This is a genomic window from Microbacterium sp. CJ77, from assembly GCF_002911615.1.
Taxonomy (GTDB): domain Bacteria; phylum Actinomycetota; class Actinomycetes; order Actinomycetales; family Microbacteriaceae; genus Microbacterium.
Genome location: NZ_PQBR01000023.1, coordinates 288,688 through 301,770, shown reverse-complemented (window position 1 = coordinate 301,770; position 13,083 = coordinate 288,688). Strand labels below are relative to the sequence as shown.

The window sequence follows — 13,083 nt, the reverse complement described above, 5'->3', positions numbered from 1 at the left end:
CGCCGAGGGTGGGTTCGGCGGACGAGCTCAGTGCGGGTGGCGACCCAAACGCTCCGCGAGACCCGGGAGGTCGGCGTGGACGCGGACGGATGCCTCGGCGGCCAGCGGATTCGTCGACTCGCCCGCGCGCGACACGAGCTTTCCGCCGACGTAGACGCCGAGCAGGTTCCGCAGGCTCATCGACAGCACGTAGCTGCGCACGGGGTGCCAGAGCGGCCCCACGTCGGGGCGGCGCGGGTCGACCACGACGAAGTCGGCGAACTTGCCCACCTCGAGGCTGCCGACGCGGTCGGCGACGCCCATGATCTCCGCCGAGCCGAGCGTGTGCAGGCGCAGCACGAGCTCGGGCATCATCGACAGCGGGTCCTTCGTTCGCGCCCGCTGCATCGCGATGCCCATCCGCATGTTCTGCCACGGGTCCGAGACGTCGGTGCAGGCCTGGTCGTCGAGCCCCATGCCGACCTTCATGCCCATCGCGATCATCTCGGGCACGAGGGCCGTGCCCGAGGCGAGGCGGCCGTTCGAGGCCGGCTGCCACGACATCGACGCCCCGCCCGCGGCGGCCTGCTCGATGATCTCGGGCGTGGTCTGGATGAAGTGACCGAACATCATGTCCTCACCAAGGGCCCCCGCATCCCGGTACAGCGCGAACTTCGACTGCTGCAGCGGCACGGCCTCGGGCGACTCGAGGAAGTGGGCCTGGTTCGTCACGCCGAACCGTCGCATGGCTTCGACCTCGATCTCGGCGGCTTCGGGCCGCGGCGACCACTGCACCTGCCCCATGATCGAGGCGCCGAGCGCGTAGTCCGGGTCCATCGCGCGGGTGTGGGCGACGGATGCCTCGAAGCGCGCGAAGATCTCGTCATCCGTCCCCGCCGTGACGTCCATGCCGATCGAGTCGACGAAGCGGAGACCGGCGTCGAGGCATCCGTCGGCCTGACGCGTGTGGTACTCGGTGCCGCGCAGGGGTGCGTTGCCCACCCGCTTGCCGTCGACCATCGACTCCCACGCCTGCTGCGGGTCGGTGAAGTTGTAGGCGGTCGTGACGCCGTTGCCCAGGAAGTCGAGGGCGCCGTGCAGGGTCGACCAGTAGATGTCGTCCGGCGTCGCGTGCGCGGTCATGCCGAGCATCGAGTCGCACCAGCCGTAGAGGGTGTCGGCGACGCCGAGCCCGCGCAGGCCGCTCGTGAAGAGATGGCTGTGGCTCGACACGAAGCCGGGGGCGACGAACGCACCGTCGACGTCGAGCACCTCTTCGGCCGTCGTGTCGGGCGGGTCGCCCGCGCCGATCCCGGCGATACGGCCGTCCTCGACGCGCATCCAGCCGCGCTCGATGTAGCCGGGATCGTCGGTGCCGGTGGGGACCGTGATGAGGCGTGCGTTGATGACGAGGAGAGACATGGGGTCCTTCGGAAGACGGGCAGGCACGATGGGCGCGATCCAGCGCCCCCGTCGACCGTACGGCCTGTTGATTACACGAACATTCGCGGGTGTTTCGGTGCCGTTACGCGCCGCGACATGGCGTCGCACGAGGACTTCAGCGCGGCTCGGCGGCCAGGTGCAGAACCGACTCCGCGAGCGCGCGGATGCCGAGCGCGACATCCGCTGCACTGACCGCCTCGTCGGGGTGGTGACTGATGCCGTCGGGATTGCGCAGGAACAGCATCCCGACGTCGGTGATCGCGCCGATCGACATGCCATCGTGGCCAGCGGGACTGAACAGGGTCGCCGGATCGTCCGGGGCGTCGGGCAGGGCCCCGCGAATCCCCGCACGGATGACATCCTGCAGCAGCGGCGCACACATCACCGCGGGCGCGTTGTGCACCTCGCGGGCCCGCCACCTCAGGCCGCGGCGACCCATGATCACGTCGAGGTCGCGCGACAGAGCATCCCACACGCGGTCGCGCTCGCCGTCGAACTCGCCCCGCAGGTCCAGGCTGAAATGCGCCTCGCCCGGCACGATGTTGACGGCGCCGGGGAACGCCTCAAGCTGACCGACCGTGCCGATCACGTGGTGCTCGCCACGGCATATGCGCTCGACCGCGAGCGCCGCCTCGCTCGCGCCGAGCAAAGCGTCGTGCCGCATGTCGTAGGGGGTTCCACCCGCGTGCCGAGCCTCGCCCTCGACCACGAGCTGAAAGCGGCGCGCGCTCGCGATCGACGACACGACCGCGAGCGATTGGCCCCGCCGGTCGAGCTCGGGGCCCTGTTCGATGTGCGCCTCGAGGTACCCCACGAGCTCGTCGGGGCGACGCGCGGCCTCGCCGATCCGCCCGGGGTCCAGGCCGAATTCGAGCGCCGCCTGGCGCAGTGTCGTGCCGTCGGCATCCGTCAGCTGCCACCAGTCGTCATTCCAGGTTCCGGCGACGGCGGATGACCCGAGCAGTGCCTTGCCGAAGCGCGTCCCCTCTTCGTCCGAGAACGCGACGACCTCGATCGCGAACGGCAGCGGAGAGAGGCTGCTTTCGCCGTCCGGTCCCGGTACCCGCAGGAGCCGGACGACCTCGAGCGCCATCAGCACCCCGACGATGCCGTCGAAGCGTCCAGCGTCCGGCACCGTGTCGAGGTGCGACCCGATCATCAGCGCCGGGGCGTCGCGATCGGATGCGCCGCGATGGATTGCATCAAGCCGTCCGATCTGGTTGCCCGCGGCATCCTGGCGCGTGCTCATGCCGACCTCGCGCATCCACTCCGCCGCGAGGCGGTTCACGCGAGCGTGCTCGGTCGACAAGTACACCCGTTCGATCTCGCCGGGCGTCGCGGTGACGCGCGCGAGCTCGTCGCAGCGCGCCATCACGCGGCGAGCGGCGGCGGCAACGCGATCGGGGGTGAGGTCAGGAAGGAGCGTCCGGGTCATCGCACCCCGCCCGCACCGCGAAGGTCGGCGTACACGTCGAGAGCCGCGTCCACGCCGCCGCCCACCGGTATCTTCGCGCCGAACCTCCGCAGCACCTGCTCGAGCGCGGCGAGGGTCGTGAGCACGGCGTCCTTGCGGGCGTTGTAGCCCATCGTGCCGATGCGCCACACGCGGCCGTGCAGCGGCCCGAACGACGTGCCGATCTCGATGCCGAAGTCCTCGAGCATCGCCTGGCGCGCGGCATCCCCCGCGACGCCCTCGGGGATCTCGACCGCCACGACGTTCGACATCTTGTGTGCGACGTCGCCGAACACGACGAGTCCGAGGCCGCGCACGCCCGCGAGCATCGCCTCGCCATGGAGCACGTGGCGCTCGATGACGGCATCGCGACCCTCGCCGAGCAGAACGCGGGCGCACTCACGGGCGCCGTAGAGCATCGACGTCGCCTCGGTGTGGTGGTTCAGGCGCCGCGGGCCCCAGTAGTCGAGGATCATGCCGAGGTCGAAATAGTTCGAGCGCACGAAGTCGGCGGCGCTCTCGTCACCGGGCTCGCGGATGCCGGCCTCGATCTTCTTGCGCGAGCGAATGACCTCGACCGCGCGCTCCGACAGCGTGATGGGCGCCGAGCCCGACGGCCCACCGAGACACTTCTGCAGTCCGGCGGTCGCGGCATCCAGGCCCCAGGCATCCGCCTCGAACGGATTGCCGCCGAGCGACGCGGTCGCGTCGGAGTAGAACAGTACGCCGTGCCTGGCACAGATCGCACCGATGTCCTCCAGCGGCTGCAGCATCGTGGTCGACGTGTCGCCCTGCACGAGGCCGAGCAGGTGCGGCTTGACGCGCACGATCGCCTCTTCGATCGCGGTGGGCGTGAAGACCTGGCCCCACGGCACCTCGATCGTGTGCACCTCGGCCATCGCGCGCTCGGCGATCTCGGCGAGCAGGTGCCCGAAGCGTCCGAACACCGGCACGAGCACCCGGTCGCCCGGCCGGATGAGCGAGATCATCGCCGCCTCGATACCGCCGCGGGAGGTCGAGTCGATCAGGAGTGTCGCGTCGTTCTCCGTCGCCCACACCCGGCGATACAGGGCCTGCGTCTCGGCCATCGTGTCGGTCATGAACGGGTCGTACTGACCGACGAGCTGCGCCGACATCGCGGTGAGCACGCTCGGGTAGGCCGAGATCGGCCCGGGCCCCATGAGCAGGCGGGCGGGCGGAGCGATCGGCGAGGCGTTCATGCGGGGTCCTGTCTGTTCATGCGTGTGCGTCGCTCGGCGCTGCCCACGGCACCGAGTCCGCCGTTTGTCGCCGAGCACGCCGGGTGCTGACGCGAGATGACGGGCGGGGTCGGCGACATCCGGCGGCCTCGCGACAGGGTCACGGTGCCACCGCCCGGGCCAGGCGACGGGCGAGGCGGACGAGGGCGATGTCGGTTCCGGCGCGCGAGATGAGGCTCACGCCGACCGGGGCGGGACCGAGCGTCGAGGGCACGGTGAGCAGCGGGATCGAGATCGAGGGTATCCCGCCGATCGCGGCGGGCGTGGTCATCCGGAGCGTCGCCGCGCGCACCGCCTCGACGCGTTCGCCGCGGTGCGTGCGCATCGGCGCGGGACCGGGCACGGTCGGCATGATCAGCACGGTGTCGTCCGTCGCCTCGAGCAGGCGCGCCCGCAGGGATTCGACGGTTGCACGGGCAGCGGACTCAGCATCCGGCGTCACCTCGGATGCAACACGGAACCGTTCGGCGACGGCCGGGGCGACGGCGCCGGGGTGCTCGCGCAGCCACTCTCCGTTGTTACGCCACGCCTCCGCGCCCTGCACCGCGCGGAAGGCCGCGAGATACCCATCCAGATCGCCGAGGGATGTCTCGGCCACCACCGGGGCGTCGTCCCCCGCCCCGAGGGTCACGAGCAGCGTCTCGAACGCGGCCCGCGTCTCGGGCTCGACCGACTCGAGCATCTCCGTCGGCACCGTGAAGTTCCAGGGCAGATCGTGGCCGGACTCGCCGAAGACGCTCTCGGTCGACTCGGATCCGTCGTAGCTCAGGCACCAGTCGACGACCTTCTGCAGCGTCCCACCGTCGCGCGTGAGCCATCCGATCGTGTCGAACGTCTGCGCGAGGGGCAGCAGCCCCTGGCGTGGCACGAGCCCATGGGTCGTGCGCAGGCCCCACAGGCCCTGGTACGACGCGGGCACGCGGATGGACCCCGCGGTGTCGGTCGCGAGGCCGATCTGCGCCTGTCCCGTCGCGACGGCGGACGCCGGGCCGCTCGACGACCCCCCGGGGAGGGCGCCCGGCAGCGCGCCGTTCGGCGGGGTGCCGTAGTGCGCGTTGTCGCCGGCGACGCTGTAGGCGAATTCGTCGGTGCGCGCGATCCCCCGCAGGGATGCCCCCGCCCGGAGCAGATCGGAGACAGCCGCAGCGGTCGTGGGTTCGACGCGCGCCGAATCGAGGTAGGTCGGGTTGCCCGCGCCGATGCGGTATCCCTTGATCGCGAACAGGTCCTTGACCGCGACGCTCAGCCCCTCGAGCGGACCCTCCCACGCGCCCTGCCACAGCGGGTCACCGACCGTCCGCCACACCGATCGGTCGAGCGCCTGCGCCCGCGGCGTGACGTGCGCGGCCGTGATGAGCCACCGGTCGTCGAACCGCTGCCACACCTGGGTCTGCAGGCCCGTGCCCCCGCCGACGTAGCGCGAGATCGACACGAGCAGCGCGACGTCAGGCGCGAGCTCGCGGTACTCGATCCGCTCGATCGTGCGCGGCGGCACTCCCCCGCGTACGCCGCGGAAAGCGCTGATCGCGTCGTGGCCGACCAGGAGGCCCGCCGCGTCGCCGCGCATCGTCTCGTCGCCCGGGGCGAAGGCCGCGTCGAGCGCGTCGAGGTCGTTGGCGATGATCGCGCGTTCGTACGCCTCGAAGGCCTCGAGCAGGTCGGCCGGAACCGTCTCGGTCCCGCGGGCTGCTGCATCCGTCATCGGGTGTCCTTCCGATCGGGAGCGGGCGACGGATGCCCGGGGCGCTCCACGGCCGCGAAGTCGGCCTCGCGGATGCGGGCGTGCACGCCGCAGACGATGTCGACGACCTGCGAGATGTCGAAGTCGGTCGCGGCGCTGAGGTACGCGTACGCGAGGTGCTCGTCGAGACCCCACCGGGCCCGGATGAGCGAGATCGCGGCCCGCACGCAGCGACGCATCGCCTCGCCGAGATCGGGGTCGAGGCCCGTGGGCACCAGGTATTCGTCGGTGCGCACCAGCGGCCCCGTGAACTCGCCGAACTCGGCGAGCGCCTCCTCGCGCGGCACGACCTCGAAGCGCAGTGTCGCGCGCAGGGATGCTTCGAGCGCCGTGAGCGCGACCTCGCCGTCGCCCTGCGCGAAGTGGGGGTCGCCGACGTACGCCAGCGCGCCCTCGACCTGCACCGGCAGGTACAGCACGGCGCCCTCGACGAGCAGGTTGATGTCGATGTTGCCGCCGTGCTCGCCCGGGGGAACGGAGTGCGGACGTTGGTCGCCCGCGACGGCGACGCCCATCGTGCCGAGGAAGGGCGCGAGCGGGAACTCCACGACGCCGGGACCGCCCTCGATCACGGGCAGGACCCCCACCAGGCGCCCATCGCGCTCTTCGACGGGCGTGAAAACGCTGACGTTGTGCTCTCCGCGGGGCAGCTCGCCCACGAGCGCACCCTTGCCGTGCCGATTCGAGATCACGCCGTACGGCACGCGCGGCTGCAGGCGCACGACGGTGAGCTTGAGCAGATCCCCGGGCATCGCCCCCTCGACCGCGATCGGCCCCGTCACGACGTGCGGACCGTCGGCCATCGTGTCGCGGCTGAGCGCCCCGGCGATCTCGATCGCGTCTTCGAGAACCGATGCAGCGGGCACCCCCTTGCCGGTGAAGTAGGCGAGCGGATCCTTGCCCTGGTCCTCGAGGATGCCCTCGTGGCTCACGGTGTCGATCGTCACGGTCTGCCCCGGCTGAACGGTCAGCACGGCGGCATCGCGTTCGCAGGGCAGGCGACCCCACAGGACGGTTTCGGGCGAGGCCGCAAGATAGTGGTCGCCGGGGACCTCGCCGAGGCCCGGCTGCAGGATCATGGACCGATCACGAGCGGTGGTCACGGATGCATCTCCTCAACGCGGGCCATGGCGGCGCCGGAGATCGACGCATCCGCGCGGTCTGCGGCTTTCGCGACCATGCGCACGGTCAGGATCTCACGGCCGCTCCGTGAGGTCACGCCGGTCGCCGGGGTGTAGACGAGGACGCCGGCGAGGTAGGTGCCCTCGACGACCCCCGCGAGCTCGCGGCCATCCCACGGCGACATCTTGTTGCGGTATTGCAGCTCGGCCGCCCGCACCGTGTACGTCGCGTCGAGATCGACGACGGCGAAGTGCGCCGGGGCTCCGACCACGATCCGTCCTGCGGCGCCCAGGCCCGCGATCCGCGCGGGTCCGGTGGTCACGAGCGGCAGGACCGTCTCGAGCGGGATGCCGCGGGCACGCGCCGAGGTCCAGATCGCCGAGAACCCCGTCTGCAGGCCCGAGATCCCACCCCAGGCGAGAGCGAAGTCTCCGCCGCCCTGCTGCTTGAGTTCGAGAGTGGATGGCGAGTGGTCGCTGACGATCGCGTCGATCGTGCCGTCGACGACGCCCTGCCACAGCAGGTCTTGGTTGGCGGCATCACGGATCGGGGGGCAGCACTTGAATTCGCCCGCGGCATCCGGAACATCCTCGGCGCGCAGCGTGAGGTAATGCGGGCAGGTCTCGATCGTGAGCCGCACGCCGTCGGCCTTGGCCGCGCGGATGTCGTCCAGCGCGCCGCCGTCCGAGACGTGCACGATGTGTGCGCGCGCGCCGGTGCGGCGGGCCGCGTCGATCACGAGCCGAATCGCCGCGCGCTCGCTCTCGGGCGGACGCGAGGAGAGGAAAGCGTCGTAGCGGGGGCCGAGAGTCGCGGCGTCGTGCATGTGCGCGGGGTCTTCGGCGTGCACGATGAGCAGCCCGTCGAATGCGGCGAGCGCGGCGAGCGCGGCCTCCAGCTGCTCGGCATCGAGATGCCCGAACTCGTCGATTCCCGACGGCATCAGGAAGCATTTGAACCCGACCACGCCCGCCGCGGCGAGCTCGACCAGCGATCCGAGGTTCTCGGGGACCGCGCCGCCCCAATAGGCGAGGTCGACCGCGAGCTTGCCGACGGTTGCGGCCCGCTTCTCGGCGAGAGCTTCTGGCGTCGTCGTCACCGGGACGCTGTTGAGCGGCATGTCGACGATCGTCGTGACCCCGCCCGCCGCGGCCGCGGCCGTCCCGGTCTCGAAACCCTCCCAGTCGGTGCGCCCGGGCTCGTCCAGGTGCACGTGCGAGTCGACCAGTCCGGGCAGCAGCGTCAGGTGATCGGGCAGCACCGTGACCTCGCTCGACGCAGGATCGACGGCTGCGTCGCCCGCGGCATCCGGGTCGTAGTCCTCGATCGCGGCGATGCGGCCACCCTCGATGCGAACGAGGGCGGAACGGAACGCCCCGTCGATGAAGACGCGGCGCGCGGCGAGCGCCCGCGGGGCGTCGGGAAGAGCGGTCATGTGCCCCAACCTAAAGCCCCGTCGTTTCCCGGATGTTACTCAGAGCAACATCCGGGAAACGCGGTGGCACTACGGTGGCCGGGTGCTCCTCTCTGAATTCAATGACGCGGACGGCCCGGCCGCGGCATCCCTCGTCCGCGTCTGGGCCGACATCCCGGCGTGGATCGAAGCGGTCGTCGCCGGTCGGCCCTATGCGTCGGTCGACGAGCTCGAGGCCCGCGCTGCCGCGCTCGCTGAGGGGTGGGACGTCGGAGACCTCGACGCCGCGCTCGCCCATCACCCGCGCATCGGCGAGAGGCCGACGGCGTTCGGGGCGGAGGGCGACGCCTCGCGGCGTGAGCAGGCCTCGATGGCGACGGCCGCGGACGACGTCACGGCACGCATCGCCCAGGGCAACGCCGCCTACGAGGAACGATTCGGGCGCGTGTTCCTCATCCGCGCGGCGGGCCGTACCCCCGACGAGATCCTGGCGAACCTCGAGCGACGACTCGCGAGCAACGCCGACGCCGAGACGGCCGAGGCGACGGAGCAGCTCGCCGAGATCGCGCTGCTGCGCCTCCGGGGCGCGCTGACGGACGACAGGATGGGTTCATGACCCCGCACCTGACGACACACGTTCTCGACGCCGCGACCGGCACACCGGCCGTCGGCGTCGCCGTATCGCTGGCCGGGCATCTGCCCGGTGGCGGCACCGCTGCCGTCGCCGACGGCCTCACCGACGCGAACGGTCGGCTCGGCCTCGGCCCGGAACGGCTCGAGGCCGGCATGTACGCCCTCACCTTCGGCACCGGCGCATGGTTCGCCGACCGCGGCATCCCGACTTTCTATCCCCTCGTGACCGTGACCTTCAGCGTCGAAGAATCGGACCGGCATTACCACGTGCCTCTGCTGCTCAGCCCGTTCGCCTACTCCACCTACCGCGGCAGTTGAGCCGCACCGCTTCGGAGGATCCCCGTGAAGGTCATCGTCATCGGCGCCGGCATCGGCGGCACGAGCGCCGCGATCGCGCTGCAGCGGCTCGGCCACGACGTCGTCGTGTACGACCAGATGCGCGAGAACAAGCCGGTCGGCGCGGCCCTGTCGCTGTGGTCGAACGGGGTCAAGGTGCTGAACTGGCTCGGACTCGCCGACGAGGTCGCGGCGCTCGGCGGTCGGATGGACGACATGGCGTACTACGACGGCAAGACCGGCGAGACGCTCTGCCGGTTCAGCCTCGAGCCCGTCACGACGCAGACCGGACAGCGGCCCTACCCGATCGCGCGAGCGGACCTGCAGGCGCTCCTGATGGAGCGGGTCGGGATGGACCGCATCCACCTGTCGATGAGGCTCGTCGGCATCCACGACGACGGCACGCGGGTCACCGCGACCTTCGCGGACGGATCGACCGACACGGCCGACATGCTGATCGGGGCCGACGGCGCCCGGTCGCTCACGCGCGACTACGTCACGAACGCGCTCGGTCTGCCCGCCATCGAACGTACGTACTCGGGCTACACGAACTTTAACGGGCTCGTGCCGGCGAACGCCGCGGTCGGCCCGCTCGATCAGTGGACCACGTACGTCGCGGACGGCAAGCGCTGCGCCGTCATGCCGGTCGCGGGTGATCGGTTCTATTTCTTCGTCGATGTGCCCCAGCCCACCGGGGTCGAGTATGACCGCGCCGAGGGCACCGCACCGCTGCGCGAGGCATTCGCGGGCTGGGCGCCGGGCGTGCAGGCGTTGATCGACTCGATCGACCCCGCGCTGTCCCTGAACCGGGTCGAGATCTGGGACATCGACCCCTTCGACACCTGGGTGCACGGGCGGGTTGCGATTCTCGGCGACGCGGCGCACAACACCGCACCCGACATCGGTCAGGGTGCGTGCTCGGCCCTCGAGGACAGCTTCGCCCTCGGCATCCTGTTCGCGACCAACACCCTCGGTGTCGAAGACACTCTGCAGCGCTATCAGCGGGTGCGCACCGAGCGCGCGGGCGACCTGGTGCTCCGGGCCCGCAAGCGCGCGTGGGAGACGCACGCGTTCGATGTGGCCGCGACTCAGGAGTGGTACGAGCAGCTCCGCTCCGAGGACGGGACGGGCGTCATCCGCGGCATCGTCGGCAACATCGTGGACTCCCCGGTCAACCTCGGCGGAGGCATCCGCATCTGACGGGCGGCGTGCTCCCGAACGCCGAGACACCCCTTTTGCGGCGAAACACCCCACGACGAGGGGTGTCTCGCCGCAGACGAGGTGTCTCGACGAGCGGCGGGACGGGTTTCGCGCGTTAGGCGCGCCGGGCGCGTCAGGCGTGGAAGACGGCGTGGATGTCGGAGCCCGCGATGTCCCGACCGCCGAGGCCGTCGAGTTCGAGCAGAATGGCGGTGCCCGCGACGCTGCCCCCGAGTCTTTCGACAAGCTCGCGCGCGGCCGCGATCGTGCCGCCGGTCGCCAGGACGTCGTCGAGCAGCAGGACGCGAGCGCCGTGCGGCAAGTCGTCGTGTGCCTCGATCTCGGCCGTGCCGTACTCGAGCGCGTACGAGACGGATGCCGCGGGCCGGGGCAGCTTGCCCGCCTTGCGAATCGGGATCAGCCCCACTCCCTCGACCATCGCCGCGGCGCCCGCGAGCAGGAAGCCGCGCGCCTCGATCCCGGCGACCACGTCGTACTGCCCCGCGAAAGGCGCGATGAGCGCCTCGACCGTCGCACGCAGGGCCGCGGCATCAGCCAGCAGGGGCATGATGTCGCGGAACAGGATGCCCGGCTGGGGGTAGTCCGGGATCACAGCGATGAGCGACTCGGCGCGGTCGAGGGCATCGAGTTCAGGCGTCTGCACGGGCTTCACCCTAACGTCCGCGCGCCTCACCCGTGATGCCCCGCTTTCTGCGGGCAGGCGTCACCGAGAACGGCTCGGAGTGACACCTGCGCGCCCGGGACCGCGGCAGGGACGGATAGAGCGCCTGCGCAAGCGCTTGCACTAGCGTTGTCGTATGACTTCTCTCGCGGGACCCGAAACCCGATTTCCCTCCGCTCACGGATCCGAGTGGTGGCGCTCGGCCGTCATCTACCAGATCTACCCGCGTTCGTTCGCGGATGCGTCGAACGACGGCATCGGCGATCTGCCCGGCATCACCTCCAAGCTCGACGACCTGCTCGAGCTCGGCATCGACGCCCTGTGGCTCTCGCCGTTCATGACCTCGCCGCAGAAGGACGCCGGCTATGACGTGGCCGACTACTGCGACGTCGACCCCATCTTCGGCACCCTTGCCGACTTCGATGCGATGCTCGAGGGCGCGCACGCCCGCGGCATCCGCGTGATCGTCGACCTCGTCCCGAATCACTCCTCTGACCAGCACGTCTGGTTCCAGGCCGCCCTGGCGGCAGGGCCCGGCAGCCCGGAACGCGCACGCTACATGTTCCGCGACGGTCTGGGGGAGAACGGCGAGCTACCGCCGAACAACTGGGAGTCGGTTTTCGGCGGACCCGCTTGGACGCGCATCGTCGAAGCCGACGGCACCCCCGGACAGTGGTACCTGCACCTCTTCGACGCGTCGCAGCCCGACTTCGACTGGTCCAACGAAGAGGTGCGCGAGGGCTTCCGCGGCATCTTGCGTTTCTGGCTCGACCGCGGGGTCGACGGCTTCCGCGTCGACGTCGCCCACGGCCTGGTGAAGAAGGAGGGGCTACCCGACTACACGCCCCCGGCCGACTCCGCCTCCATGGGTGGGGACGAGGCGGACGTGCCGTACTGGGGGCAGCCCGGCGTCCACGAGGTCTACCGCGACTGGCATGTGCTGCTCGCGGAATATGACGGTGACCGCGCGCTGGCCGCCGAAGCCTGGTTGCCCTCACCCGCCAAGACCGCTCTGTGGGTGCGCCCGGACGAGATGCACCAGGCGTTCAACTTCGAGTACCTCGAGACGCCGTGGAACGCCCCGAAGCTGCGCGCCGTCATCGCCGAGTCGCTCGCGGTATACGGCGCCGTGGGAGCGCCGAGCACCTGGGTGCTCTCGAACCACGACGTCATTAGGCACGCCTCGCGACTCGCCCTCACGGGCGACGTCCCCCAGGGAACCGGCATCGGGCCGCGCTCCGAGGTCCAGCCGATCCCCGCACTCGGCCTGCGTCGAGCCCGCGCGGCGAGCACGATGATGCTCGCGCTGCCCGGCTCGGCCTACCTCTACCAGGGCGAAGAACTCGGCCTCCCCGAGGTCGTCGACCTCCCCGACGACGCCCGGCAGGACCCGACCTGGTTCCGCACCCACGGCGAGCGCTACGGGCGAGACGGATGTCGCGTGCCGATTCCGTGGACCGTGGAGGGCGCGTCCTACGGCTTCAACGGTTCCGGCGCATCCTGGTTGCCGCAGCCCACGCAGTGGGCGGAGCTCGCCCGCGATGTGCAGCGAAACCAGCCCGACTCGACGCTCTCGCTCTACCGCCGTGTGCTGTCGGAGCGTCGCGCACACGCGCTCGGTACCGGCGAGTTGCACTGGCTCGACGGCTACGGCGACGACGTCGTGGCGTTCCGCAACGGCGACATCACCGTGATCGCGAACGTCGGCTCGACCCCGGTGCCGCTCCCCGCGGGCGCGGCCGTGTTGCTCCAGAGTTCTCCACTCGAGGACGGCGCGATCGGCTCGGACACGACCGTTTGGCTCGACGGCGCCCACTAGGC

Annotated in this window: 11 protein-coding genes; 4 read left to right on the top strand and 7 right to left on the bottom strand. The window is 70.9% G+C overall.

All coding sequences use genetic code 11. The features are described 5' to 3' along the window. Positions 1 to 27: 27 nt before the first annotated feature. The 6 genes from C2868_RS13310 to allB form a co-directional block, all read right to left on the bottom strand. Positions 28 to 1,401 carry an amidohydrolase family protein gene (locus C2868_RS13310; RefSeq protein ID WP_100812620.1) on the bottom strand — a complete coding sequence of 458 codons (1,374 nt, stop codon included), beginning with the start codon at positions 1,399 to 1,401 and terminating at the stop codon, positions 28 to 30. A gap of 136 nt (positions 1,402 to 1,537) precedes the next feature. Further along, complete coding sequence (locus C2868_RS13305; RefSeq protein ID WP_100812619.1) at positions 1,538 to 2,857, bottom strand: allantoate amidohydrolase; 1,320 nt, start codon at positions 2,855 to 2,857, stop codon at positions 1,538 to 1,540. Beyond that, positions 2,854 to 4,095 carry an alanine--glyoxylate aminotransferase family protein gene (locus tag C2868_RS13300; RefSeq protein WP_100812618.1) on the bottom strand — a complete coding sequence of 414 codons (1,242 nt, stop codon included), beginning with the start codon at positions 4,093 to 4,095 and terminating at the stop codon, positions 2,854 to 2,856. The genes C2868_RS13305 and C2868_RS13300 overlap by 4 nt, the downstream gene beginning before the upstream one ends. A gap of 139 nt (positions 4,096 to 4,234) precedes the next feature. Further along, positions 4,235 to 5,836: an AtzH-like domain-containing protein gene (locus C2868_RS13295; protein WP_103663491.1), complete on the bottom strand. Its 1,602-nt coding sequence runs from the start codon at positions 5,834 to 5,836 to the stop codon at positions 4,235 to 4,237. Then, on the bottom strand, positions 5,833 to 6,954 hold the full coding sequence (locus C2868_RS13290; RefSeq protein ID WP_100812839.1) for an acetamidase/formamidase family protein: 1,122 nt from the start codon (positions 6,952 to 6,954) through the stop codon (positions 5,833 to 5,835). The genes C2868_RS13295 and C2868_RS13290 overlap by 4 nt, the downstream gene beginning before the upstream one ends. A gap of 20 nt (positions 6,955 to 6,974) precedes the next feature. Continuing rightward, a complete protein-coding gene (allB, locus tag C2868_RS13285) occupies positions 6,975 to 8,432 on the bottom strand; it encodes an allantoinase AllB (RefSeq protein WP_103663490.1) in 1,458 nt (485 codons plus the stop codon). 82 nt (positions 8,433 to 8,514) lie between these two features. Here allB and uraD point away from each other — a divergent pair, with 82 nt between their 5' ends. Genes uraD through hpxO form a run of 3 tightly spaced genes read left to right on the top strand, consistent with a single transcriptional unit; the run spans position 8,515 to position 10,580 of the window. Then, the gene (gene uraD / locus C2868_RS13280; protein ID WP_232711372.1) at positions 8,515 to 9,027 is read left to right on the top strand and encodes a 2-oxo-4-hydroxy-4-carboxy-5-ureidoimidazoline decarboxylase; all 513 of its coding nucleotides are present in this window, start codon (positions 8,515 to 8,517) and stop codon (positions 9,025 to 9,027) included. Beyond that, the gene (gene uraH / locus C2868_RS13275) at positions 9,024 to 9,362 is read left to right on the top strand and encodes a hydroxyisourate hydrolase (RefSeq protein ID WP_100812615.1); all 339 of its coding nucleotides are present in this window, start codon (positions 9,024 to 9,026) and stop codon (positions 9,360 to 9,362) included. Before uraD ends, uraH begins: the two co-directional genes overlap by 4 nt. A 24-nt stretch (positions 9,363 to 9,386) precedes the next feature. Further along, positions 9,387 to 10,580: an FAD-dependent urate hydroxylase HpxO gene (hpxO, locus tag C2868_RS13270; RefSeq protein ID WP_100812614.1), complete on the top strand. Its 1,194-nt coding sequence runs from the start codon at positions 9,387 to 9,389 to the stop codon at positions 10,578 to 10,580. A gap of 133 nt (positions 10,581 to 10,713) precedes the next feature. On the opposite strand, the gene C2868_RS13265 is transcribed toward hpxO, so the two are convergent. After that, positions 10,714 to 11,244 (bottom strand): adenine phosphoribosyltransferase, encoded by a 531-nt coding sequence (locus tag C2868_RS13265; RefSeq protein WP_100812837.1) that lies wholly within the window; start codon positions 11,242 to 11,244, stop codon positions 10,714 to 10,716. Between the two features lie 154 nt (positions 11,245 to 11,398). On the opposite strand from C2868_RS13265, the gene C2868_RS13260 reads away from it, so the two are divergent. Next, the gene (locus C2868_RS13260; protein WP_100812613.1) at positions 11,399 to 13,081 is read left to right on the top strand and encodes a glycoside hydrolase family 13 protein; all 1,683 of its coding nucleotides are present in this window, start codon (positions 11,399 to 11,401) and stop codon (positions 13,079 to 13,081) included. Positions 13,082 to 13,083: the final 2 nt, after the last annotated feature.